Annotated in this window: 25 protein-coding genes, 1 tRNA gene and 1 riboswitch; of the genes, 4 read left to right on the top strand and 22 right to left on the bottom strand. The window is 32.7% G+C overall.

Annotated elements, in window-relative coordinates; translation table 11 throughout:
- Positions 1 to 11 precede the first annotated feature (11 nt).
- From H8707_RS13250 to H8707_RS13270, 5 genes are all read right to left on the bottom strand, one after another.
- Positions 12 to 503, bottom strand: a complete 492-nt coding sequence (locus H8707_RS13250; protein WP_262430623.1) for a PTS system mannose/fructose/N-acetylgalactosamine-transporter subunit IIB — start codon at positions 501 to 503, stop codon at positions 12 to 14.
- 27 nt (positions 504 to 530) lie between these two features.
- On the bottom strand, positions 531 to 965 hold the full coding sequence (locus H8707_RS13255; protein WP_316699690.1) for a PTS sugar transporter subunit IIA: 435 nt from the start codon (positions 963 to 965) through the stop codon (positions 531 to 533).
- A 34-nt stretch (positions 966 to 999) separates the two neighbouring features.
- Positions 1,000 to 1,476: a PTS sugar transporter subunit IIB gene (locus tag H8707_RS13260; protein ID WP_262430624.1), complete on the bottom strand. Its 477-nt coding sequence runs from the start codon at positions 1,474 to 1,476 to the stop codon at positions 1,000 to 1,002.
- 12 nt (positions 1,477 to 1,488) lie between these two features.
- On the bottom strand, positions 1,489 to 1,899 hold the full coding sequence (locus H8707_RS13265) for a PTS sugar transporter subunit IIA (protein WP_262430625.1): 411 nt from the start codon (positions 1,897 to 1,899) through the stop codon (positions 1,489 to 1,491).
- A 180-nt stretch (positions 1,900 to 2,079) separates the two neighbouring features.
- The gene (locus tag H8707_RS13270) at positions 2,080 to 4,920 is read right to left on the bottom strand and encodes a sigma 54-interacting transcriptional regulator (RefSeq protein ID WP_262430626.1); all 2,841 of its coding nucleotides are present in this window, start codon (positions 4,918 to 4,920) and stop codon (positions 2,080 to 2,082) included.
- 188 nt (positions 4,921 to 5,108) lie between these two features.
- Between H8707_RS13270 and H8707_RS13275 the strand changes: the two genes are divergently transcribed.
- Entirely contained in the window at positions 5,109 to 6,014 is a 906-nt protein-coding gene (locus H8707_RS13275) for a YihY/virulence factor BrkB family protein (RefSeq protein ID WP_262430627.1), read from the top strand.
- Between the two features lie 5 nt (positions 6,015 to 6,019).
- On the opposite strand, the gene H8707_RS13280 is transcribed toward H8707_RS13275, so the two are convergent.
- The 4 genes from H8707_RS13280 to H8707_RS13295 form a co-directional block, all read right to left on the bottom strand.
- On the bottom strand, positions 6,020 to 6,661 hold the full coding sequence (locus H8707_RS13280; protein ID WP_262430628.1) for a ComF family protein: 642 nt from the start codon (positions 6,659 to 6,661) through the stop codon (positions 6,020 to 6,022).
- 15 nt (positions 6,662 to 6,676) lie between these two features.
- Entirely contained in the window at positions 6,677 to 8,896 is a 2,220-nt protein-coding gene (gene recD2, locus H8707_RS13285) for an SF1B family DNA helicase RecD2 (protein WP_262430629.1), read from the bottom strand.
- A 205-nt stretch (positions 8,897 to 9,101) separates the two neighbouring features.
- Positions 9,102 to 10,289: a methionine adenosyltransferase gene (gene metK / locus H8707_RS13290; protein ID WP_262430630.1), complete on the bottom strand. Its 1,188-nt coding sequence runs from the start codon at positions 10,287 to 10,289 to the stop codon at positions 9,102 to 9,104.
- 75 nt (positions 10,290 to 10,364) lie between these two features.
- Positions 10,365 to 10,467, bottom strand: a riboswitch (SAM riboswitch).
- A gap of 136 nt (positions 10,468 to 10,603) precedes the next feature.
- Positions 10,604 to 11,362: an NADPH-dependent oxidoreductase gene (locus H8707_RS13295; RefSeq protein ID WP_262430631.1), complete on the bottom strand. Its 759-nt coding sequence runs from the start codon at positions 11,360 to 11,362 to the stop codon at positions 10,604 to 10,606.
- Between the two features lie 172 nt (positions 11,363 to 11,534).
- Between H8707_RS13295 and H8707_RS13300 the strand changes: the two genes are divergently transcribed.
- Positions 11,535 to 11,608: transfer RNA gene (locus H8707_RS13300), tRNA-Pro, on the top strand.
- Positions 11,609 to 11,810: 202 nt separating this feature from the next.
- Here the strand turns inward: H8707_RS13300 and hydA are convergent.
- The 9 genes from hydA to H8707_RS13345 all read right to left on the bottom strand — a co-directional run bounded on the left by hydA (position 11,811) and on the right by H8707_RS13345 (position 21,416).
- On the bottom strand, positions 11,811 to 13,217 hold the full coding sequence (gene hydA / locus H8707_RS13305; protein ID WP_262430632.1) for a dihydropyrimidinase: 1,407 nt from the start codon (positions 13,215 to 13,217) through the stop codon (positions 11,811 to 11,813).
- Between the two features lie 68 nt (positions 13,218 to 13,285).
- The gene (locus H8707_RS13310) at positions 13,286 to 14,257 is read right to left on the bottom strand and encodes an ABC transporter permease (RefSeq protein ID WP_262430633.1); all 972 of its coding nucleotides are present in this window, start codon (positions 14,255 to 14,257) and stop codon (positions 13,286 to 13,288) included.
- An 81-nt stretch (positions 14,258 to 14,338) separates the two neighbouring features.
- Positions 14,339 to 15,358, bottom strand: a complete 1,020-nt coding sequence (locus tag H8707_RS13315) for a sugar ABC transporter substrate-binding protein (protein WP_262430634.1) — start codon at positions 15,356 to 15,358, stop codon at positions 14,339 to 14,341.
- 130 nt (positions 15,359 to 15,488) lie between these two features.
- On the bottom strand, positions 15,489 to 16,226 hold the full coding sequence (locus H8707_RS13320; protein ID WP_262430635.1) for an aspartate/glutamate racemase family protein: 738 nt from the start codon (positions 16,224 to 16,226) through the stop codon (positions 15,489 to 15,491).
- A 19-nt stretch (positions 16,227 to 16,245) separates the two neighbouring features.
- Positions 16,246 to 17,418: a M20 family metallo-hydrolase gene (locus H8707_RS13325; RefSeq protein WP_262430636.1), complete on the bottom strand. Its 1,173-nt coding sequence runs from the start codon at positions 17,416 to 17,418 to the stop codon at positions 16,246 to 16,248.
- A gap of 205 nt (positions 17,419 to 17,623) precedes the next feature.
- Entirely contained in the window at positions 17,624 to 18,238 is a 615-nt protein-coding gene (locus tag H8707_RS13330; protein ID WP_262430637.1) for an ANTAR domain-containing response regulator, read from the bottom strand.
- Positions 18,239 to 18,248: 10 nt separating this feature from the next.
- Positions 18,249 to 20,048, bottom strand: a complete 1,800-nt coding sequence (locus H8707_RS13335; RefSeq protein WP_262430638.1) for a histidine kinase dimerization/phosphoacceptor domain -containing protein — start codon at positions 20,046 to 20,048, stop codon at positions 18,249 to 18,251.
- Positions 20,049 to 20,238: 190 nt separating this feature from the next.
- Positions 20,239 to 20,997: an HpcH/HpaI aldolase family protein gene (locus tag H8707_RS13340; protein ID WP_262430639.1), complete on the bottom strand. Its 759-nt coding sequence runs from the start codon at positions 20,995 to 20,997 to the stop codon at positions 20,239 to 20,241.
- Between the two features lie 32 nt (positions 20,998 to 21,029).
- The gene (locus H8707_RS13345) at positions 21,030 to 21,416 is read right to left on the bottom strand and encodes a VOC family protein (RefSeq protein WP_262430640.1); all 387 of its coding nucleotides are present in this window, start codon (positions 21,414 to 21,416) and stop codon (positions 21,030 to 21,032) included.
- Positions 21,417 to 21,628: 212 nt separating this feature from the next.
- On the opposite strand from H8707_RS13345, the gene H8707_RS13350 reads away from it, so the two are divergent.
- Complete coding sequence (locus H8707_RS13350) at positions 21,629 to 22,255, top strand: bifunctional 2-keto-4-hydroxyglutarate aldolase/2-keto-3-deoxy-6-phosphogluconate aldolase (protein ID WP_262430641.1); 627 nt, start codon at positions 21,629 to 21,631, stop codon at positions 22,253 to 22,255.
- 19 nt (positions 22,256 to 22,274) lie between these two features.
- A complete protein-coding gene (locus H8707_RS13355; protein ID WP_262430642.1) occupies positions 22,275 to 23,297 on the top strand; it encodes a sugar kinase in 1,023 nt (340 codons plus the stop codon).
- Between the two features lie 69 nt (positions 23,298 to 23,366).
- Here the strand turns inward: H8707_RS13355 and H8707_RS13360 are convergent, their stop codons facing one another.
- The 4 genes from H8707_RS13360 to H8707_RS15275 form a co-directional block, all read right to left on the bottom strand.
- Complete coding sequence (locus H8707_RS13360; RefSeq protein ID WP_262430643.1) at positions 23,367 to 23,570, bottom strand: hypothetical protein; 204 nt, start codon at positions 23,568 to 23,570, stop codon at positions 23,367 to 23,369.
- A 64-nt stretch (positions 23,571 to 23,634) separates the two neighbouring features.
- Entirely contained in the window at positions 23,635 to 24,795 is a 1,161-nt protein-coding gene (locus H8707_RS13365; RefSeq protein ID WP_262430644.1) for a pyridoxal phosphate-dependent aminotransferase, read from the bottom strand.
- Positions 24,796 to 24,947: 152 nt separating this feature from the next.
- The gene (locus tag H8707_RS13370) at positions 24,948 to 25,712 is read right to left on the bottom strand and encodes an IclR family transcriptional regulator (RefSeq protein WP_262430645.1); all 765 of its coding nucleotides are present in this window, start codon (positions 25,710 to 25,712) and stop codon (positions 24,948 to 24,950) included.
- A 353-nt stretch (positions 25,713 to 26,065) separates the two neighbouring features.
- Complete coding sequence (locus H8707_RS15275) at positions 26,066 to 26,179, bottom strand: rubredoxin-like domain-containing protein (RefSeq protein WP_394354626.1); 114 nt, start codon at positions 26,177 to 26,179, stop codon at positions 26,066 to 26,068.
- Positions 26,180 to 26,239 lie beyond the last annotated feature (60 nt).

A 26,239-nucleotide genomic window follows, 5' to 3' on the forward strand; every position in this document is an offset into this window, starting at 1 on the left:
ATCCCTCCTTATTAACCTTTAAATTTTTGAACTGCTTTTGCAAATTCCATCTTTGGTTCCTCTGGAATTATATGAAGTATTATTTTAGTACCTTCATTTCCCATTTCTGTTAGTTGCTCTACATCTTGTTTATCAAAGGAAACTGCTCTAAATACTGTAACTCTGCCAGGTCCGCTAGCTAAACCACCTATTTGTAATTCCTTTATAGGAAAACCGTTTTTAAAAGCCTTATAGCAATTTGCAACATCTTTAAATAGAATCAATATATTTCCTTTTCCAAGTTCATCCTTCTTCCATTCATCTACAGCCTTTTGTGTATCTAATATTTCAACCGACGTTCCTCTTGGTGCTGCCATCATATATATATCAGCCATAAAAGAATCTTGCGCTAGGTTATCATCAATAATTATAATTCTATTAGCACCGGATATTTTTAACCACTTTGTTATAACCTGACCATGTATTAGCCTGCTATCAACTCTAATTAATTTAATTGAAGCCATTATGTATCACCCCGTTTATTTTATTTGTTATTTGTCCAGCAATTGACCTATATCTCTGCAGTTATCCAATGATTTTTTTATAATTTTATCTATTAATTCTTTTCCCCTAAATTTCAGCCTAAGTTCATTTGCTGCTATCAACATAGATATATCCAATCCTGATATAACATGGCAATTATATTTATATTTCAAACTTAAAGCTAAATTTGATGGTGTACCCCCAAACAAATCTGTAATAATAATAGTTCCCTTCGGTAGGTCTTTTAGTACCTCTTCAACTTCCAGTACAAAACTATTGGTAGGCTGATCAGGAAATAAAGAAAATGAAAATATATTCTTTATAGGACCTATTATCATTTCAGTTCCTTTTATTAATTCTTCTCCCCATTTCCCATGAGTTAACAGAATAATATATGGTATCTGTTCTTTATCTCTAATAGGATCACAACCCTTCTTAATTATTTAAATCATCATCTTTTTTGAACCCCAGTATTTCTTACAAACTAATTAATCCATACAAATCAATTGGAATACTATCCGGTACAATTTGTACAAATACATTAACTCCTTCTTTATTAAAATACTTAATAATATCCATATCTTCATCAGATAAGAAAACATTAGAACAAATCTTTTTTCTGCCCTCATCGGAAGGTATCCTACCTACATTAACTTCCTTTATACTCACCCCTCCTTCATATATTTTTTTTACAATCCAGAGATGTTTTGCTAGTATTATTACATCATCATTTTCTTGAGTAAGTAATACCTTAATTCCATCTTCTAGATTATATATTTCTAGCTTTATACCATTGGGTGTAGACATGCGCAAGATTTTCCCTAATACTGGATCAAAAGCAGCATCATTATCTATTACAATTATTCTGTCAGCCTTTGTTGCCTCGATCCATTTTATGATTATTTGACCATGAATCAACCTTTCATCCACTCTAACCATGCTTATATTTAGCACTGGTAATACCTCCTAAGCATTACTATTTGCAAATAATTCACTCCTGATATTCTTTATTCCTTCAATACCTGATGTACAAACTGTATCAACTAATTCCTCTAATTCGATATTGTCTCTTGAATCTAAAGCTTCAATAAGCATAGGCAAATTCACTCCTGTAAGACTATAAAAGTTTAAATGTTCCATATTCCTCGCTACAACATTTGACGGACTTCCACCAAATAAATCTGTAAATACCAATACTCCATCACCACTGTCCAACTCTTTAATAGACTCGCATACTCTATCACATAATTCTTCTACATTGTCTCCATGATTAAGTCCGAGTGTCTTAACATTCTCCTGTTTACCTATGATAAGTTCCGCACTTTTTAAAAGTTCTGTTCCAAAATTTCCATGAGTCACTACTAAGATACCTATCAATATTTATGTCCTCCAATCTATTTATAATGTAAATTTTGATTTCCTATACACTAATTATGCAACTCTCATGCCAAAAAACTGTGCCAAATAAAATAAAAAAATAGAAAGAAGCGATATGCTACTTTCTATCGATATATTGATAACAATTTTTTTAAATAAATTCAGATATTTTTGATGCACCTATAGTGTGTCAAATAAGTCTATAATATATCCTACTTCTGTGTCAGGTATGACTATCCCAAAAACCTCCTCTACATTGACAAGCGAGAGTTTTACCTTTTTATACATATCTAATTTGTTTTGAATATGATTTTCTATATTTTGATATGGCAAAATATCATTTTGAAGAAGCCTTTCCACCATACAACAGCAGTGGAAGATATACCTTACTTTTAATTGTTTTGTATCTTTTATTCCTAATAGATTTATTAATGTTACAAATGATTTATTTATTAAATTATATGCCTTTGTAGGGTTAAGAAATGTAAGCATTTTCTCCAACACATTAACAAACATATTCTCATCAGAAGCTCTTTCTTTTACTATAGAAGAACTCTCAATTCCAATAATAGCTTTTTCTAATACTTTTATCCCATCACCTATTATCAATTCATCAATAGGAATAAAGATAACATCAGGGATGCATAGGTCTATAGTTCCAACTACTGCTACTACATTCTTTATCTCTTCAGCACTTAAAACTGAATTGATATTGAATTTATTTATTATATCCACAGGTTTAATTTTTATATTATACTCCTGAATAAATGATAAAGCGTTTTCTAACAAATGTGCAATCTTTATTGCTGCTCCCTGTCCAGTCACGCATGTGGTCAATACAATCTTTGGATCGAGAATATCAACTTTATTCTTTAAATCTCCACTCACCATTCTACCAATGTATGGATTCACAGACTTTATTTCATCTGTAAGTGATGATAATGTCATTTCAGGCAAAAGACTTTTCCTTACAGCTTCAATGACTACAGGTGTAGAGATTGTTTCAACTGAACTGGTTATTATCCCAGTTTTTTTGTATATTATCTCAGGAAATGCGGTAAGAGAACCCATATCAACCAATAAAAATACCCCTTTACCTTCATCTATTTCCTTTACTTTTTTTATGGTTATTTCCAATATATCTTCTACCTTGACATCCAAAGGCATGTCTATAGCATTACAATGATCAGTACCAAGTAGGCTGTTTACAACTTTACCGACACTGGAAGCAGTCGACTCCCCATGTGCTAAAACTATTACCCCTATTTTCTTAAATTCTTCCTCCAAATCAACTGTACTCAGGAACATAGTTAAAAATCCTACTTCTTCTTTCGGTATTTCAATTTCTAATTCTTGTTGCAATATTTCCCTAATGACCTTTGCTGCTCCGAATTCATTTGGATTATTGATTGCAATTTTATTTATCTCTTCATTATAAATGGTTTTACCATCTACTATCCTTTCCATCAATGCAGATATATGCATGGCTAAGCCCACTACAGTTCTATACTTAAATTTTCTTCCCAATTTTTGTTCAGCAACAATCAAAGCGACCTCAACTGCATTATAGACTCTCGGGCTCACAATCTTAAATAACTCTTCTTTGTCGGGAACGTCTTTTTTTGTATTACATCTTTTTAAGAGTTTTTTTAAATAACCTTCAATATCTCTACTTATTATTTCGTTAATTTTAACTTCAGAAAATCCTCTTTCATTATAATGATTATATTTTTCGGTAATTTCATCATATAAATTATCAGATAGATTGTAGTCGTCTATAGTTATAAGTTTTGCTTTATTTGATTGTCTAAAGATATAATAATCCTTTTCATGTCCCAACAAATTCAAGAGTTCTTCTCTTTTCTTATTATAGCTTAATAGTCCATTATAAATATGTTCCGGTAAAAATGGGGTATCAATTTCGATTTCCCTTTTATTATATGTTTTATAATCAAGAAACCCTCTTGCACATAATAGCTGAATATCTCCTTTAAGTTGACCTATATTGCCTTTACAATCATATAATAAAAATGCTCTTAAGACATCTCTGTATACCTTAATGGGAACATTTACATTATTTACTTCCTCTAAGAAAAACGTTTCTATAAATTCCAATCTCTCAGACAATGGTCTTTTATCCAGTGATGAGAGATTTATTACCATAGGTATTCTCCTTAAAAATGTACCTAATAATATGGAATTTATGTCCTCGGTAGTTGCCCCAATTATTAGAACATTAGCCTTTCTATAGCCATCAGTTTCTCCAAGTCTTCTGAATATGTTTTTATCCATTAATAGGAACAGCATCTCCTGCCCTTCAGGAGGCAATCTATGTATTTCATCTAATAATAATATCCCTCCATCAGCCTTTTCAATAAGACCTGCCTTATCCTCTTCTGCACCAGTAAAGGAACCTTTTTTATGCCCAAATAGTTGCGACAAAATTAATTGAGGATTTTCAGCATACTCTGAACAATTAAAGATTACAAACTTACCTTCTTTATCAATAGTTCCCACATGTCCAGCGTATTTATGCATAATATCGGCAAAAGTCGTCTTACCTACACCGGTTGCTCCGGTAATAAGAGTGTGCAGCCCCTTAGGCGGATATAGCATTGCTGCTTTAGCTTGTTTTATTACTAATTCTAAACTTCCTTTGTATCCTATGATTTTCTCAAATGGATCTTGATCATTACTCATTGAATCAGGAGATTGCGGAGTAAATATTGCTACAAAATCTTCAAAGCTGCCAAATGTACAATCTCCTTCATAATCAATGGATAATAGTTTATCTACTTTTTCTTTTTCAATAAATCTAACAGGTCTTCCTTCTATTTTTAGCACTCTTCGCTCTCTTACCAATTGATTGAGTTCTCTACTGGCATTGCTCCTTCCAATGTTTGTAAAATTAGAGATAGTTTCTGCATCAAATCCAATTTTTAATTCTTCTCTTAAATCTTCTATAGTAACATCTTCCGACAGCGTTTTTAATGCATTAAATATTATGTCCTTTCTTGTCACAATCTTCCTCCTTTCCGATTACTTGGAATTTCATTAATTTAAATATACAATACAGTAAAAAAAAATTCAATGTTCCAATATTATGCTATTAGTCTATTATACACCTAATTCGTTATAATCTTACAAAATTTTACTCATTTTTTATTCCGAATAATTTGGGTATATTATAGATGATGGAGGGAATGGAGTTGAAAGCTTTTCTAAATAATCTTATGAAACATAAGCCGTTTATATTTTTAGATCAATTGATATATCGAATGGAAGAAGATGGAGTTTTTGCAGTAGGTGCTCAGCTTACATTTTTTTTGGTGCTTTCAATGTTTCCATTTTTGATATTGCTTTTAAATATCATAAGCTACACTCCCCTAGTAAGACAGGATGTGCTAACAAATGCAATTTATTATCTTCCTTTGGATGTACAAATTATTATCAATGATTTTGTAAATGATATAGTGGCAGGCAGTAGTCAAAGTTTATTGTCAGTTTCCGCGATAGCAGGTATATGGGCAGCTTCTTCGGGAGTGAAACCTGTGATTAAGGCAATAAATAATGCCTATGACTATGAAGAAACAAGATCTTATTTTAAAATAAAACTTTTATCTATTTTATTTACTATTGGATTGTTATTTATGATTGTATTGGTCTTTTTTACATTGGTTATAGGCGAATTGATTGGGAAAAAAATATTTGCAACAATAGGTCAAACAGATTTGTTTTTAAAAGTTTGGGATAATAGCAGAATAATAATCTCTTTAGCTTTTATGATATTCATATTTGCACTACTATATAAATACAGCCCATGTGTTAAAGCTAGAAAGCAAATAAAATTTATAACTACATTGCCGGGAGGAGTATTCGCTACACTGGGTTGGTTTTTAACCTCGGTGATTTTTTCATATTATGTAAATAACTTTGGGAATTATACCGTAACCTATGGAAGTATAGGAGGAGTCATTATATTGCTCATATGGCTTTATATAAGCAGTATAATTATAGTCATCGGAGGAGAGATAAATGCAACGCTGGAATATTTTAAACTAAATAATTATAAAATAAATCCCTTAAAAAGCGCAGTAAGTAAGTATATAGACTAAAAATATTATATTTTTCCGGATGTAAGGGCAAGTCCAACTATCCCTTTTGCTCCGCTATCTTTAAGTACCCTACCACACTCATCAAAAGTAGCACCGGTGGTTAAAATATCGTCTATTAAAAGTATGTTTTTGTTGATTAACTCCTCTTGATTTCTTACTTTAAATGAATCCCTTAAATTCATTTGCCTTTCCCGTCTTTTCAATTGATTTTGTTCCTTTGTCCATTTATATTTAGTTAAATTATTATTCGATAAGGGTAAATTAAGCTTTTTCGAAATATAAATAGCTAACAATTGACTTTGATTGTAACCTCTTATAGCTTCTTTTCTTCTATGAATCGGAACATATAATATAATATCTATATCCTTTATAAGCTCTTTAAATTCAATAGTTTTAATCATAATTTCAGCTAATGGTTTATATAAATAGCTCTTATTATTGAATTTAAACCTATGTACCAACTCTTTCATAAACCTATTATAAAAAGCAGAATAGATACACCTGTCTATAAACAGAGAATCTATATCCACTTCTTTATGCACATATTCAATTCTTGATTCACACTCACTGCACAAGAAGTCATTAATATAATTGGATTTTTCTTTACAAATATAACATAAATTTTCATTAGGGAATATTAAGCTCATCTTTGACCCCTCTCATTAGCTATAAAATACATTTAAAAAATTCCTTATCTTCTTATCCAGTGAAGAATATCGTCTTGTAATAATATTATTTTTTATCATCATATCCATGTACCTTACTTCCCCAACTAAAACAACCAATTGCTTTGCCCTTGTAACGGCTGTATAAAGCAGATTTCTTGTTAAAAGCATAGGCGGTCCTGAATAGATAGGCATAACAACCACAGGAAATTCACTTCCCTGTGCCTTATGAACTGTGGTAGCATATGCAAGTTTTAATTCGTCTATTTGCTTAGAATCATACTCTGCACATTTATTATCATCGAACAGCACCTTGACTGTACCTTCTTCATTATCAATATCCGTTATATATCCAAAATCCCCATTAAATACTCCCTCTCCGGTTTCAATAGCATCACCGTCACAGATGATTTTCCATTCCAAACTATAGTTATTCTTGATTTGCATAACCTTGTCTTTAACTCTGAAAATTTCATCACCAATCTTTTTTTCTTCTATTCCTTCTGCCTTCGGATTCAGAGCATCTTGTATACACCTATTAAGCGAAAAAATGCCTACTTCTCCTTTTTTCATTGGAGAAAGAACTTGTATATCCTTGATCGGATCAACCCCATAAAAATTCGGAAGTCTTTCTTTAATCAAATCAATAATTGTACTTACTATTTCTTGAGGTGACTTTAAAGATATAAAATAAAAGTCCTTGTCCTTTCCATTCAGCAAAGGCTTATCCCCTTTATTGATTCTATGGGCATTGACAATAATCATACTTTCTTCTGCCTGCCTGAAAATCTCATCAAGCATAACAACCTTAATTATCCCTGAATTGATTATATCTTTTAAAACGTTACCTGCACCTACAGAAGGCAGCTGATCAACATCGCCTACTAAAATAAGTCTTGTTCCCGGATTTACAGCCTTTAACATGCTATTCATCAATAGTATGTCAATCATGGATGCCTCGTCAACAATAATTACATCAGCCTCAAGTGGGCTCTCTTCATTTTTATTAAACGCCATTTCCTCGGATTCCATAAATGAATACTCTAACAATCTATGAATTGTCTTGGATTCTCTTCCTGTAGTTTCACTCATCCTTTTGGCAGCTCTTCCGGTCGGTGCGGTCAACAATACTTTCATTCCCAAGTTTTCACAAATATCTATTATGGCGTTTATGATAGTAGTTTTTCCGGTACCCGGACCGCCTGTAATGATCATCATGCCATTTTCTATTGACTCCTGAATAGCTAACTTTTGTTTTTGTCCAAATATTATTTCATCCTTTTCTTCTATTCTATGTATTGCCTTGTCAATATCAACTTCCAATTCATCAAAATCCACTCTTGAAAGTTCAACGATTTTCTTTGCTACATTGTTTTCTGCTATATGGAAAGGAGCATAGTATACTTTTATTTCCTCTTCATCATTTATTATATAGATTGTATTCTTTAAAGCTAGATTCCTTAATGCTTCCTCTAAATATGCCTCATCAATTCCTAAGAGATGCTTAGATTTATTGAAAAACTCTTCCTTTGGAACATATGAGTGGCCTTCTTGCGCACACTGCATAATTACAAATTTTAATCCTGCTTCAAGCCTGTATGGAGACGAATTTTCAATCCCCATCTTATTGGCTATTTTGTCCGCTGTCTTGAACCCAATTCCAAAGATATCTTCCGATAATCTATAAGGATTTTCGCTTATAATCTTAATTGTATCTTTCCCATATTTTTTATATATCTTGGTACCATAATTAACTGTAATTTCAAATTGCTGCAAATAGACCATAATGTCCCGTAATTCCCTTTGCTCGTCATATGCTTCAACAATCTTTCTAAGCTTTTTATCACCTATACCGGGTATTTCCTTGAGCTTCTCCGGCGTATATTGAATAACATCAAGGGATTCTAATCCGAATTTTTCTACTATTTTTTTAGCTGTTTTAGGTCCTATATTTGGTATTAACCCTGCAGATAAATAGTTTTCTATTCCCTTTAAAGTTGATGGTACCAATGTTTTTATATTAGTAAAATTAAATTGTTCCCCAAATTTATTGTGATATATCCAATCCCCGTCTACTTGAACCATTTCTTCTGTTTTTAAAAAGGCGGCATATCCTACTATGGTAACTTCCCCATCAGATGTATTCAATCTTCCAACTGTATAACCATTGGTTTCGTTTCTAAAAATAATTTCCTCAACGATTCCTTCTATTATCATCCCAATACCTCCAGTATATCTTTAATTATAACATAGAACATCTTCCTTCCATAGAAAACTACAAACTTTTTACTATAGGCAAAAAGAAAAAGCAAAAATATTTATATAAATAAACATCTTTGCTTTTAGCTTATAATTTAATTTCGATAAATTAGATTCTTAACTATTGTTTTAGAATAATTAACGATTGTCACCTATCAACTAATCAATTGCTCATTGCTTCCGCTTTTAACGCTTCAGCTTTATCTGTTTTTTCCCAAGTTAAATCCAAATCTTCTCTTCCAAAGTGACCATAAGCAGCTAAGTTTCTATAAATAGGTCTTCTTAAATCTAAATCTCTAATAATCGCAGCCGGTCTTAAATCAAAGTGCTTATCTAGCAAGTCTTTAATTTCATTATCCGATATAATTCCTGTTCCAAAGGTATCTACATATATACTCAATGGTCGTGCAACCCCTATTGCATATGCCAATCCCACTTCACATCTATCAGCTAGTCCTGCTGCGACAATGTTTTTAGCTACATATCTTGCAGCATAGGAAGCTGATCTGTCTACCTTTGTAGGATCTTTGCCTGAAAATGCTCCTCCGCCATGCCTTGCATAGCCACCATAGGTATCGACAATTATTTTTCTGCCTGTAAGTCCGGAATCACCCATTGGTCCTCCGACAACAAATCTACCTGTAGGATTTACATAGTACTTAGTATCTGCATCTATCATATCCTTTGGCACTATCTTCAGAATTACATTCTCTATAATATCCTCTCTTATGGTTTCCAAACTTACATCTGGGCTATGCTGCGTAGACACTACTATATTTTCAATTCTTACAGGCTTATCATCATGATATTCTATTGTAACTTGAGTCTTCCCATCAGGTCTTAAATAATCAAGAGTACCATCTTTTCTAACTTCAGACAGCCTCCTTGCCAATTTATGTGCCAATGAAATTGGTAACGGCATCAATTCCTTAGTCTCATTGCAAGCATATCCAAACATCATTCCTTGATCTCCTGCGCCAATCATATCCAACTCATCTTCACCGGATGCTTTTTGTTCCAATGCTTTATCAACACCTAAAGCAATATCAGGTGATTGTTCCTTTATAGATGTAAGTACTGCACAAGTGTCAGCATCAAAACCGTATTTAGCTCTTACATATCCGATTTCTTCAATTGTTTTACGGACTATTTTAGGTATATCTACATAGCAATTTGTGGTAATCTCACCTGCAACTAAAACCAATCCTGTGGTTACCGCTGTTTCACAAGCAACTCTGGCATTTGGATCTTTCTCAAGTATAGCATCCAATATTGCATCTGATATCGCATCGCAGACCTTGTCCGGATGCCCTTCTGTTACAGATTCAGAAGTAAATAACCATTTTTTCATTAACTTTTCCCCCATAATATAATTATTTTTTGGCATAAAAAAAGCCAATTCAAAGAAAAGGCGTATGTTAATTTCACCTCATCTCCCAGAAACAAGATTCTGTAGGATTTAGCACCTTTGTTTTTAACAGGTTGCCGGGCTTCATAGGGCCTATTCCCTCCACCGCTCTTGATAAGGCATCAAGATTTTATTTAATTCATTGAATTTATTTTAACATACGCAATCTAATCAGTCAACAAATTAGCCAATATTTATTACAATTCCCATTTAATTTTAAATAATTAAATTTCTTAGAAAAATCTATGCCTACGCAATTATTCTTTTAATTTTAAATCAAATCCTTGGCTCACTATAGCATTTACAATATCTTGTCTTTTAATTGAGACATTGGTAAGTCTATCAACGACTTGTTGACTAAACTTATCCATAGCCTTATTATCATCTCTCAAATCATAATATGTCTGCATCTGTTTATCATAATCATTGATTTTTTCCATATAATTATCCATTTTCTCATAATGATTCTCAAAAGCTCTAAGTTTTACATCCATTCTGGGCTTAAGCTGAGGATCTTGATTTGGATATCCAATCCCCAATCCTATTACAGGAAAAGTGTATTGAGGTAATTCAAGTAAATCGCATAGTTTCCATACGTCGTTTAATACACTTCCAAGATATACTGCCCCCAAATCCATGGATTCAGCAGCATTTACTATATTCTGTGCAGATAATGCAGCATCCGTAAATCCTTGGAAAAATCTATCCATATCTGATGAATTCTTTGAGTCAATTCCTTGTTCCAAGGCAATCTGATGGTTTCTATAAGTATCCACAATAAATATCAATAAAATCGGAGCACGTGCTACATATTCTTGGTTACATATCTTCGAAATTTTCACTTTTAAATCAGAATCTGTAACTCTAATAATCGATGACTGCTGCATACCTATAGAAGTTGCAGTTCTTCGTGCCACCTCTAGTAAGGTATTATAAATTTCATCAGGGACTTCCATATCTTTGAACTCTCTTATCGTACGATGGTTTAATTGTTTTTTTATCATATTATTAGGCATTTTACCCCTCCTTATATTCTTCTTATGACTATACCCAAATTTAAAAGAAAAATATCAGAGGTATCTATAATAACAATTAAGTAAAAAACTTTCTTCAATAAGCAAAAAATGCTTGCAATTTGTCTAAATTTATTATATACTAAAATGGTCGTTAAAAATTACAACTAAATATCGGGGTGTAGCGCAGTTTGGTAGCGCACGTGGTTTGGGACCATGGGGCCGGGGGTTCAAATCCTCTCACCCCGACTTTTTTAGAATAGTGTAAAGGCTGATAGCGTTGAAAATCAGCCTTTTTATTTTTTTGAAATTGTATATTGGACATAATTTACTGTACTGGTGCCAAATGTCACACGAAATGTCACAAAATATTACTTCCACTAAATAAATATAACAAAGGGAAAACTCCCTTTGTTATATTTATTTATATCAATAGGTATTATACTAAGTCCTATTTCCTGCCTTCATAGCAATATGCATAAGGTTCACATGGAATGAACTTGCCCTGTCCCAATTCCCCTACAAATTTTGCATCTTCAAGAACTACTTTTCCTCTTAATAATACAACTTCCGGTCTACCAATTTGCTCTCTGCCTTCGTAAATATTGTAATCTATTCCGTTTGGATTGTCTTCCAATCTTACAACACCTCTGTATTCCGGATCAAAGACTACTATATCTGCATCGGAGCCTACAGCTATTACGCCCTTCTTAGGATACATTCCATTGATTTTAGCTGGGAATGTAGAACATACTTCTACGAATTTTTGTCTTGTTATACGATTTTTAGCGACTCCGTTTGTCCAGATCATATTTATTCTATCAGCAGCACCCGGTGCGCCATTTGGTATATCTACAAAATTGTTTCTGCCTACTTGTTTCATTTCATGCAAATCAATTCCGCAATGGTCTGAAACAATAGCACTTAAAGTATTATCATTAAGAGCATCCCACATAGCATCTACATCATCTTGATCTCTCAAAGCAGGCGAACATACATATTTAGCTGCTTCGTTGAAATCAGGATCAGATAGAACATCCTTTGTTGTTGTTAGATATTGTGTACAAGTTTCTCCATATGCACGGACCTTTTTTGCTTTAGCTTCAGCTATAGCATCTGTTGCGCCTTTAGTAGTTACATGCACTATAAATATTGGAGCATCTAATTCTTCAGCATAATATAATGCTCTTCTTGTAGCTTCAGTTTCAACTATTGGAGGTCTTGAAACGGCATGATATTTAGGAGATGTATGCCCTGCTTTTACACAATCTTTTTGAAGCATATCTATTATCTCACCATTTTCAGCATGAACGAATGTTGTAAGACCTACCTTTTTGCTTTCAGATAAAACTTTATATAGAGTTCCATCATCAACATGTAATGGAGAACCAATATACGCCATAAATGCTTTTATGCTGTTTATTCCATGTTTTGGAAGTTCCTTTATTTCATCAAACATCTTATCATTTACTTCTGTAATTAGTGAATGCAATCCAAAATCTACACATGTTTTGCCCTTAGCTCTCTTTTCAATTCTATATTTTGCTGATTCAATCAATCCGCATCCTGGATCCTGCGGTGCGTAATCTATAATGGTAGTTGTACCACCAACAATTAATGCTTTTGTAGTTTCATATCCGGCAGTGTCTTTATCACCAGTATTAGTCAGCGCCTCAAAATGTGTGTGTTGATCTATCCCACCCGGGAATACATACTTACCAGTAGCATCAATTATTTTATCAACGTCATCATTGAGGTCTTGACCTATGGCTACAATTTTTTCTCCTTCAACTAATATATCAGCTTTAATCTCACTATCAGAACTTAAAATAGTTCCATTTTTAATTAAAGTCTTCATGTGTTAACCCTCCTATAAATTTATTTTATATATAATTAAAATATATAATCAAAAGATAATTAAACTTGCTACTTATTTCTCTTCTTCTGAATAGAGGTAATGGTTACTGCAAGAAAAATAACTAACCCTTTTGCAATATCCTGATTATAATACTGAACATTGCACAAAGTAAGACCATTGGATAAAATTCCAATTATTAATGCGCCAACAAATGTTCCTGCTATATTAGGTTCACCGCTTTTAAATACAGTGCCTCCTACATAAACTGTTGCCAATGCTTCCATAAGATAACTATCTCCTGCAGTAGGATGAGCAGTTCCAAGTTTTGAAGCAAGTATCAAAGATGCCAATCCTGCGCCTATTCCACTTATTATATAAGCCTTAATTATATTTTTATTTACATTAACTCCGGACATTATTGCTGCCTCTTCGTTGCCTCCAATGGCATATATATATCTTCCAAACCTGGTATAATTCAGTAGTATATATACTATAGCCACAAATGCTATCATAAAAAAGAGTGAAGTAGGTATGCGTCCAATAAATTTAGCTCCAAAGATCTTAAATCCTTCCGGTAATCCTGAAATTGGATGTCCCTTTGTATAGGACTGATTAAATCCTGAAATAAGAAATCCAAGAGACAAGGTTGCAATAAAATCCGGTATCCCTAAAATTGCAACTGAAATCCCGCTTAAACTGCCCAAAAAAGCACCCACCAATATTGTAATTATAGCTGCAAGCCATACAGGCAATCCAAAATGTACCATCAACGCCCCTGCAACAACTCCTAGAAAACTAGTCGTATAACCTATAGTTAAATCAATACGATTTGTAATCATGACTACAGTTAATCCTGCTCCTAAAATGCTTAATATTACTATTTGACGTAAAATAGTAAATATATTGCCCATGCTTAGAAATGTTTTTGGCCTAAGAATTGAAAAAGTTATAAATAAAATTGCTAAAAAAACTAACGTCCCATATTTACTTGCTAGTTTTGATATCTGCATATTCTTATCAGTTTTTTGCTGTTTTTCCATGTTTGCCTCCTATTGAATATTTCATGATTACCTCTGCATCCATGAATTCTTCCGGTTCCAAAGACCCTCCAATCATAAAAGTTATTTGTTTTTTAAATAATTCTCAGTCCTCTCAATCCATTCATCAACATTGTCTTTAGTAATCATTATAAACGGCATTTCATGGAACATTTTCACATCTTCTCCGTGACCTAAAGCTGCGATTGTATCAATTACATCATCAGTAGTTGCCTCTAAATCCGCAACTGATGTAGCAACTATATACTTTTCATCCTTTATCATTCTAAGAACATCAATTTCTCCATCAGCACCAACAATTTTAATATCTTTCTTTCCTAAAGCTTCACATGCTTGTGCAGCACCGATTGCCTCTAAGTCAAATGTACACCAAATAGACTTAACATCTGGATTTTGCTGCAATGCACTTTCAACTCCATTATAAGCTAATTCAGTTGTTCCGGGATATCCTGTAGTTACCCTGTTTACCAGCTTAATTTTTGTGTATTCTTTAAGCATTGCTTCTTGTATATTAACACGAGCTCGAATAGCCGGATGATCATTGTGACCGGTTGCGATAATTTCTCCTTCATAACCCATCTCACCAGCTAACATCATATACATTGCTGCTCCTAGAGCAAAATCATTCTTTGCAAAATATGCGGATATCCCCGGTATGTATCCTGACTCTACACTAATTACATGTACACCTTTATCTGCTGCTTCTTTAACTGCATTTGTCAGCCCATCTGTATCTCCATTTAATACAACTATTACATTACACCCTTGTTGTACTAAATTCTCTATATCAGTTGACTGCTGTACTGCTGTACCATTTGCATTAGTTGCTATACATTCATAACCGGCATCAGCCACCTTTTTCTGCATCATCTCAAAAACTTGTCTGTTGTTAATGGCATCTAAGGCATTTATGCTTACTCCAACAGTTATGTCCCCGTCTATTGCTTTAGGACTAATAACTTCATCTGATTCTTGCGGATTATCGGCAGGGGCTACCGGTGGTTCACTTTGACATGCTGTTAATACCCCCATGGATAGTATCAATACAACAAGCATAATCAAAATTCTTCTTTTTCTTGACATTCTTATTCCTCCTTATTTTTCTTATTATAAATATTTTGTTTATAACATAAGGTACAATCATGAAATGCATAAATAATTAGATGTCATTTTATACATTATAAAAAGCCTTTTCGATAAATTAATTGAATTTTTACCTGTTCTGAGGACTTGGCAGATCATAACCAATATATTCTTTTTCCTCAGGGAACCCCCATGTATTTATCTTACTTGTTTTCAAATTCATATTTACCAGCGCTTCGGCAAATTTTACGGCAGGCATAACACCATCTAATACCGGTACTCCCAAACTTTGTTTCAAATCTTCTACAAAGTCAACAAAACCTGCACATCCTAAAAGTATACATTCAGCACCATCCTCTTTTACCGCAATCATACTTTGTTCTTTTAAAGCTTCTAACCCCTTTTCAATATTAGTTCCGAAGTCTAAAACACTAAGTCCTGTAGATCTAATTGATTTGCAAAAGTCCTTAGCTCCATAACCCTTTACTAAATCTTCAGTAATTTTTACCGATCTATCAAGAACAGATACAATTGAGAAATAAGGGGCTATCATTTTTGCAGTTGCCATTGCTGCTTCAGCAATACCCACTACAGGTTTATCTGTAATTTCTCTTGCTGCTTCTAATCCTGGATCTCCGAAACAAGCAATAACAAATGCATCTGCTCCTTCTTCTTCTCCTTTTACGATTTCTTGTAAAACTCCGGGAATTGCAAGATATTCATCAACATAGCATTCGATGCTGTTTACTCCAATATCCGGACTTACTGCATATACAGCTGTACCTTCATTCGCATATTTTTTAGCACAATTTTCAATGCTTTTAGTCATTGACCATGTTGTGTTTGGATTTATCAATTTAATTTTCATTTTTGCCGCTCCCTTACTATTATTTATCTAACTTAACTATGGAATTTAGTAACAACTGACATCCAATAGCTATATCCTTTGGTAAACTTTTTTCAACGATACTATGACTTATTCCACCAATACTGGGAATAAACATCATTGCTGAAGGTGTAAATAATGCCATATTAATAGCATCATGACCTGCTCCGCTATACATTTTCCTATATGCGATATTCATTTCTTTACAGCAATCTTCAATCGTTTTTATTATTCTTTCATCCAAAACAGTTTCCTTTTGGCTTAATATATTTTTTAAAATTAACCCTTCATTTCTAAACTCTTCATAAAACTGTTCGATTATTTCTTCATTAGCGGATATTGATTTTCCTCTAAGTTCTATAATGAACTCAACCTTGCCGGGGATAACATTCACAGCTCCGGGTAATACAGTCATTTGCCCTACAGTACAGGTAATCTCTTCATCTTTTAAATGAGCTATTTCCATAAGTCTGGTTATCATCTTACATGTTTTGACCAGAGCATCATCTCTCAGATTCATCGGCGTACTTCCTGCATGGTTTGCCATCCCATTAACTGTTGCCCTATAACGAGTTATGCCTACGATGCCATTCACAACTCCGATTGGAGTTGTGGTATTATCTAAAACCCCACCCTGCTCAATATGTAACTCCAAATAGCATTTATATTTTTCCGGATCTCTGCGAGCCATATTTACTGAATTCATATCCAATCCATGCTGTTCCATCTTAGGTATGCTGGACTCTTCTATCGGTACACCTGTGAAACATTTGCTTCCAAAAGTTCCCCCCACAACATTGCCTTCTTCTTCTGTAAATCCTATAACTTCAATTGGATGATGATTTTTATATCCATTCTCCTGAAGTACCCTGACGCATTCTATACCTGCTAACACACCTAAAGTTCCATCGAAAATCCCTCCTGCAGGCACCGAATCTAAATGTGACCCAATTGAAATAGCCTTGTCGCTTTTCCCCTCAAGTCTACCTATTAAATTCCCAACTGGGTCAATATATGTTTTCAATCCAGCAGATTCCATTAAATTTCTTACTAAATCTACTCCCTTATCATATTCACTCGAATATGATAACCTGGTAACGCCTACATTCTCTTCAAATCCTATCTTTCCTAAATCTTCTACATCTTTATATAAACGTTCTATATTGATTTCCAATTACATCACCTCCGTTAAGTTTTCCCTAATCAATATACCAATATACAGCTTACTCTTCCGGCAAACAAAAAAACCTCATCGGCAGGTACAAAAAAGTACTTGCTAATGAGGCACCCATAACCTCTCAAATATTTTTACTTTACAAATCTTTTAACCTTAAAAGAAAATGTTTTCAAATATATATTACATCATCTCAATATTATTGTCAAGAATCACCTTCCAAATTTGTCCCACTATTTTTTTTATTTTTTAACGATTCAATTATTTGCTTTGATATATCTACCATCTTTAAATTTTTATCCCGACTTAACTTCTGGATTTTTATCATGGCTTCTTGTTCCTTAAGTCCATACTTGTCCATTAATAACCCTTTAGCAATTTCAACGTATTTTCTAGTCTCTAACTTCTCCTTAGTCTGATTTAATTCCAATTTTAAATTTTCAAATTCGCTATATCTAGCCATGACTATATTAATTGCTGCATTTAAATCATAATCCGTTATCGGTTTAATCAGATAATATAATGCACCATTTTCGGAAGCCTTTTTTATTAGTGAATCCTTATGATATGCTGTTAAAATTATACACGGTATATCAATATATTTATTGATTTTTTCTAATGCAACAAGTCCGTTCATAATAGGCATATTTATATCCATAATGATTAAATCCGGTAATTTCTCCAATGCTAACTCAACAGCTTCTTTACCATTTTTTGCAATTGCAATTGCATCATGCCCCAAGGATTCTACACTGTATTTTAATCCCTGAGATACCAAATAATCATCCTCACATATTAGAACATTCAATTTTTTTGACATATCTTCACCCCTAACTAATCATCCATTTATGAGAAGCAATTATTTTAACCATAGTTCCATTGTCTACAGTAAAATAAACATTGCCTTGAAAATCATTGTTGACTATCCCCTTAATTATTTTTATCCCGCTGGATTTTGTAGTTTTTAAATTAAAATCTTCAGGAATACCTGTTCCATTGTCTTTTATTATTAATACAATATCATCGTCAAACATTGTCAAATTTACTTCAACGATTTTGATATAGTTCTTGGGGATATTTTTATATGCATGTTTTATAACATTTGTTAAAAGTTCATTAACTACTATTGCAACTGATGTAGCTTTACTATAGGATATAAATACATCATCAAGGTGCATATTAAATTGAATGTCATTATTTTCTATACTATGTATCAAAGTTTCTAGGATTACCTTAAGATTTATAATACTTCCCCCATGTTCATTCTTTGATAATAGGTCATGGATAGATGCGATACTTTTTATCAAAGATATAACCTTTAGAAAAGCATCATTCACTTGTTCCTTATTCCCATTTTCTATAATATCTTTTTGAGTTAAAATCAAAGTAATTATAGACTGTAGATTATTTTTGATCCTATGGTGACTCTCCTCTAAAAGAGCAGATTGCCCCAATAATCTTGTCCCTTCAATTGCAATTGCTGCGTGCCTTGCAAAGGTTAACAAATACATGCTCTCTTTTTGTGTTTGGGTATAGATACACTTAAAATATATACTTATAAGTCCACTAAGTTGCGTTCTAATCACAATTGGAACACTAATAATTGTTTTAAAATCAACTGCATCATTAAACATTGATTCAAATCCAATATCCCTTATATTAAAGTAAGAAATATCATCTTGAGCTGCTCTATCTAAAATATACTCATCTTTAAGCAAAGGTAAGTCAACATGCGACTTACTATAAGCATAGTTATCAATTATTGTATTTGTTTGGGAATCAATGAGACTTATCAGGCATCCATCAATATCCATAACCTCCGATAATTCCATCGACAGAAACTTTAGTATATCCCTCAATTCATATTCAGACGTAAGATATTCAGAAGATTTAAAAATGGCACTTAAAACATCATCACTGTCCAAATCTTCTTTATATTGATAACCTTCAATTAAACTTAATAATTTTCTCGGATTGGATTTTGCTTCTTTGCTAGACATCTTTCCCGATATCTTCCCTTTTGACATGATTGTAATATAATTAGAAATGACCAACGCTTCTTCCCATTGTTTAGTTATATATATAACCATACCTCCATTGTTTATGAAATTTTGAATAATCTTAGTTACTTTAGTGGAATTTTCCAAGGACAAATAATCCATGGGTTCTTGTATGATTATAATTTTAGGATTTTTATAAAAATGTTTACAGATATATAGGAACTTCTTATTTCCTAATGATAGATCTCTCACTTTTGTTTTATAATTGCCATCAATTCCATAAAATTTATTAACTGATTCAAAGTTCCTCTTTACTTTTTTCCAATCTATTATGTTAGATAATTTCTTCCTTGGTAAGTCATCAAAATAGAAGTTTTCTGCAATACTCATATTGTCAAATAAAATAGGGTCTTTATAAATAATCTCTATATCATTTTTGTCAATTATTTCGTCACTATCTCCCATTTTAAGTATCGGTGAATCTTCATTTTTATCTAAAGTGGATTTTATAAAATTCAATTGTTCATCATTACTCTTAATAATAACTGCTTGGACTTCCTTAGCCTTAATGCTAAAATCTATATTACTCATGTTATCATCATTCCGATTAGATAAATCTATATTAGCCATAATAATCTAATTAATACTCCTACTCTTTTATATTAAATTAAGATGTAATTGTTATTTATAATTATATCTTAATTTTTAATATTTTCAAATAATATTGCTTTCCAAAAATAGATTGCAAAATTTTTAGTAAAATATAATTTAGGAGGACAATTGTCCTCCTAAATTATATAATAATGCAATTTATTTTAATCTATTTAAAACCTTTAGTTACCCTTTTAAAGCTATCATAAATTATCCCTACATCAACAGCATATGACATATACTGAATACCGAGTGATTTCCACTTATTCGCAGCATCGATATCATCTACAAAAGTACCTACAATTTTTCCCTTAGCACTAGCTTTATTGACTACTTCTTTCATTTTTTCTTCTACTTTTACATTGTTTACATCCCCGGGGATGCCTAATGATTGAGATAGATCATATGGTCCTATAAATATTACATCTATACCCTCTACTTCTAAAATTTCATCTAAATTTTCTATTCCCTCCAAACCTTCAATGTGAATTATTACCAAAGTATTTTCATTGGCATATTTAAAATATTCACTTTTATCCATAGAAGAATACCCTGCTGCTCTTACATATTTACACACACCTCTTTCTCCTAAAGGAGAAAACTTAGAAGATTTAACAGCATTAATTGCATCTTCTTTTGTAGAAATCTGCGGAATCTGAACTGCATCAGCACCTATATCAAGAGCTCTCGAAATCATATTAGGATTATTTTCACCGACTCTTATTACAGCAGACATATTTGATAAATGTGCCGCTCTTATCATATTTTCTGCTTCCAACATATTAAGCGGTCCATGTTCACAATCTATGATAACGAAATCAAAGCCTGCTAAAGCTGCTATTTCAACTACAGCCGGAGATGGCAATTTCATAAACGGACCTATTACATTCGATTTGTTCTCTAATTTTTTCTTAAGTAAATTTCCCATAAATTTGCTCCTTTCAATTTTTAGCGTTTGATTTATATTAACTTTTTGTCCCTTTGAATAAAGTGCAATATATTATCTTCAATATCTTTAAACCATATAGTTTTGACACCTTTTTTATTATCACTTAATGGTTCAATAATCGTTACATTATTATCTATAAGGTTTTTATTCTCCTTTTCAATATCATCTGTATAGAAACAGATATGACGAACTCCCTGATATGTTTTATCCAAACTTGAGTTATTTATTTCATTCTTAGCAGGATAGATTTCGATCATAGCCTCTCCTACCTTTAAAAAGTAAGTAGGCATTTCCTTTTTGTTGTCGTACACTACCTCGAAATTAAATAGTCTTACATACCAATCTTTTAATTCAACTGTATTTTTAGCAGCTATTCCTACATGTTCAATAGATATCATTTAAAATTCCTCCTTGATTAATTTGTCTATAATAAATTCTTGAGCACCCAAGAATCATTACGCTGTTTATTCAAAACTCACATCTAAATTCGCTTTTTCTAATTTCCACTTGCAATTGTTTTCATAATTAATTATAATATAAAGTGATAAGTTTCGCAATACAAATTTATGTTCCACATTATGAAATTTAAATAAGAGGAGGATATATATCAATGAGAAAGTATGAAGTGTTACAAAGAATTGAGAAAGTAGGAGTTGTAGCTGTTGTTAGAGCCGAAAACAGCGAAAAAGCTAAGAAAATTGCTTTAGCATGTATGGAAGGTGGTATTGATTCCATTGAAATTACATTTACAGTTCCTGGTGCACAAAAGGTAATTGAGGATTTAGTTGTAGAATTTGGAGATAAATTATTAATTGGAGCCGGTACTGTTTTAGACAGCGAAACAGCAAGAATAGCTATACTAGCCGGAGCAAACTTTATTGTAAGCCCGGGTTTTAATTTAGAAACCGCAAAATTATGTAATAGATATCAGATTCCTTATATGGCAGGATGCATGACTGTAACTGAAATGATTGCAGCAATGGAAGCCGGTGTAGATGTACTTAAAGTGTTCCCCGGAAGTGCATTCGGTCCGGATTTCATAAAAGCAATTAAGGGCCCTCTACCTCAAGCTGTTATGATGCCAACAGGAGGAGTAAGTATTGATAATGTAGATAAATGGATTAAAAATGGATGTATAGCGGTTGGCGTTGGCGGAAACTTAACTAAAGGTTCAAGCGAAGATATGACTAATGCCGCTAAGGAATTTGTCGAAAAAGTTAAATTAGCAAGACAATAATTATATTGGAGGAATAATGATGAAAAAAATTGTAACTTTAGGGGAAATAATGCTTAGACTTTCAACTCCCGGATTCGAAAGATTTGTTCAGTCGGATTCATTTGATGTTGTATATGGTGGTGGTGAAGCGAACGTAGCTGTTTCTCTTGCTAATTATGGGCATGATGCATATTTTGTTTCAAAATTACCTAAGAATGAAATAGGTCAAGCTGCTGTTAATTCTCTAAGGAGATTCGGTGTTCATACTGATTATATTGTAAGAGGTGGGGACAGAGTAGGTATCTACTACTTAGAATCCGGAGCTTCCATGAGACCATCAAAGGTTATATATGATAGGGCTCACTCCTCTATTGCTGAAGCAGATGCCAGCGATTTTGACTTTGATGAGATATTTAAAGATGCAGACTGGTTCCATTTTTCAGGAATTACTCCGGCTTTAAGTGAAAAGGCTGCAGTTATGACTGAAGAAGCTTTAAGGGCTGCAAAAAGACATAATGTAACTGTTTCAGTAGATTTAAACTACAGGAAAAAACTTTGGACTCCTGAAAGGGCTAAAGAAGTAATGTCCAATTTAATGCAATACGTTGATGTATGTATCGGAAATGAAGAGGATGCAGAAAAAGTATTAGGTTTTAAACCCGGTAAAACTGATGTTACCTCAGGAGATTTAGAGCTTGCCGGCTATAAAGATATATTTGAACAAATGATGAAAAAATTCGGATTTAAATATGTAATCAGTTCATTAAGAGAATCCTATTCAGCTTCAGATAATGGTTGGTCAGCATGTGCATACGATGGTAAGGAATTCTACCACTCAAGAAAATATGATATCAGAATAGTAGATAGAGTAGGTGGAGGAGATTCCTTCGCAGCCGGTGTTATACATGGCTTATTAGAAGGAAAGGATTTTAAGGATGCATTGGAATTTGGCGTTGCTGCATCCGCTTTAAAACACACAGTTCTTGGCGACTTCAATATGGTAACTAAAGATGAAGTTGAAACCTTGCTAAAGGGCGATGCCTCAGGCAGGGTTCAGAGATAAAAATAATGCTTCTAAATGAAGCATTATTTTTTATTTATATATAAAAGATTGTTTGTGAATTAATTTGTTTTAAATACGACTATTCATTTTATAAAATGGCGTTAATTCTAAATCTTTTAACCATGAATTATACCAATTTTGATAATATGGTTTTATCTTATAAAGCAATTCACAATAACGAATCTGATCCTCCGTTTTACCTTTATTAGCTTGATCTCTTACCTCCTGATAAAGCGATTCTACATCAATAGTTAATATTTTCCTATCCTCCATTATTATGATGGAGTGTATATTTTTTACTGTGTAACTATAGGGGAAAATATTTCAAATAAAAGTACTAATATGCCTTCTCTATATAATTTTTAATACGTTTTACTGCCTCATATAAGTTTTCATCAGAATTTGCAAATGATAACCTGATATATCCCTCTCCCATTTCTCCAAATGCTGAACCTGGTACACATACTACTTTTGCTTCTTGAAGTATTTCTACGGCAAATTCCTTCGATGTCTTACCAAACGATTTAATATTTGAAAAAGCATAAAAAGTCCCTCCACTTTCAAGACATTTAAATCCTTTAATCGAATTTAATCCATCTGTTATTATCTTTCTTCTTCTTGTATAATGAGAGACCATCTCTTCAACACAATCTTGCGGACCTCTTAACGCTTCAACTGCTGCCATTTGAACAAATGGAGGCAAGCAAGATACTACGCCTTCTTGAATTTTAGGCATATTTTTAATTATCTCTTTGTCCCCTATTATAAAGCCTATTCTCCATCCTGTCATTGCATAGGTTTTTGATAATCCGTTTACTACCAATACTTGTTTCCTCACATCTTCAACTTGAGATATGCTATAGTGAACATTTTCATCATAAATAATCTTGTCATATACTTCATCTGAAATAACCACGATATTATGTTTCTTAACTACTTCAGCTAACTTTTCAACATCTTCCTTCTTTAAAATTGCTCCTAAAGGATTGGTTGGATAATTCATTATTAAAACCTTTGTCTTAGGTGTGATTGCCTTTTCTAGATCCTCAGGTTGTAATTTGAACCCATATTCTTCATATAGCGGTACTCTAACCATTTTCCCACCAAGAGTGGCAACTGTACCACTATAATTTGGATATCCCGGATCAGGAATTATAACTTCATCCCCATTGTCTATTATTGCAGCAAGTGCTAAAAATATAGCTTCCATCGCTCCAGCAGCAATCATCACATTTTCTGCCTCTATTTTATAGCCTAAATCATTACCATATTTTTCAGCTACAGCTTCTCTTAGTTCATATAATCCTGCATTTGGATTGTATTTAGTTAATCCTTCTGATATTGCTTTTATACCAGCTGCCTTAATGTGTTCCGGAGTTTCAAAATTCGGTTCGCCTAAAGAAAGGTTTATAGCATCCGGATATTTTGACGCTAAATCAAACATGACTCTAATCCCAGACGCTGGATAATTCAAAGTAGTATTGGATAAATAATTCATTTTAGTCCTCCTTATTTGTTTTTATAAAAAATATTAATTAATTATCTGCTTCTTGATTCATTACTTTGATGGAATATTAATTTCCATTCCATTTTTTTCACATTGTGAAATTATTTTCCGACTATTGGATATAAAAAATAACCAGAAAACTTCTATTTAGGTATATATCCTAATTCCTTAGATATTTGCAACGCATAATTCTTAGCCTGCTCTCCATATATATTAATTAAGTCTTCTGTAACTCTCATTATAGGACCGGATATACTTATAGCACCTTCTACATCCCCATCTTTGTTTAGGATAGCAGCTCCAATACATCTTATCCCTTCTTCATTCTCTTCCTCATCCACAGCATAACCAAGGTTTCTCACCTTTGTCAATTCTTCGACCATGTCCTCAAGATTTATTATAGTATTTGGTGTCTTCCTTATTATATTACTTGTTCTCCATATCTTTACTACTTCTTCCATATCAAGCTGAGACAAAATTGCTTTCCCAACAGAGGTACAATATAGCGGAATCCTTCTACCTATTGTAGAAAGCATTGTAATTGTGTTTTCAGCTTCAACCTTATCTATATAAACAATTTCATTGCCATCTCTTACAACAAGATGGACTACCTCATTTGTAAATTCCATAAGCTTTTTCGTATATGGTCTCGATGCAGTTAATATATCAGTATTTTCTACCCTTTTACAACCTAATTCATATAATTTTAGGGTTGTCCTATACTTAAGCGTTACAGGATCCTGTATAATATATCCTTTATGAATAAGAGTGGATAATAATCTATGAATAGTACTCTTATGTAAATCAATTCTATTACTTATTTCAGTAATTCCAAGTCCAGCATTATACTCTGCCACTATTTCAAGTATTGTTAAAGCTCTTTCAATTGATTGTACTATTTCAGTCAATTCATAATCACCCCAAGCAAAAATTATTGATCATCACGAAAGCTATTTACAATTCTACTACTATAACTATACCTCTTTATAAAATGATTATAATATATAAGACAACGTTTCGCAATGCAAAATTTTTTTCATAATACGGAAAATTTACCATTATATCCATAAAATGATTGCAAAATCATTATAAGTAATTTGTTTAAAATTATTTATCCTTAAAATGGGATAGAAATTTCCAGAAATGATTTATAAAAATGGTGAAATAGATGGCGCCTGTCATTTTCATAACTAAGTTATTGTCACACTTGAAGCACTAAAAATGCCTCGGTACTTTATATCCCAAGGCATACATAAATATATTAATAAGTTTCTACAAAAAGTTCAAAATGTGCTTGTGGATGATCACATGCAGGACATTTTTCGGGTGCATTCGGACCTTCAAAAATATATCCGCAATTACCGCATTTCCACAATACCTTCTTTTCTTTTTTAAATACTTTATCATTTGAAACATTGTCGGCTAATTTGTTAAA

The organism is Paratissierella segnis, assembly GCF_014385195.1.
GTDB lineage: Bacteria > Bacillota > Clostridia > Tissierellales > Tissierellaceae > Paratissierella > Paratissierella segnis.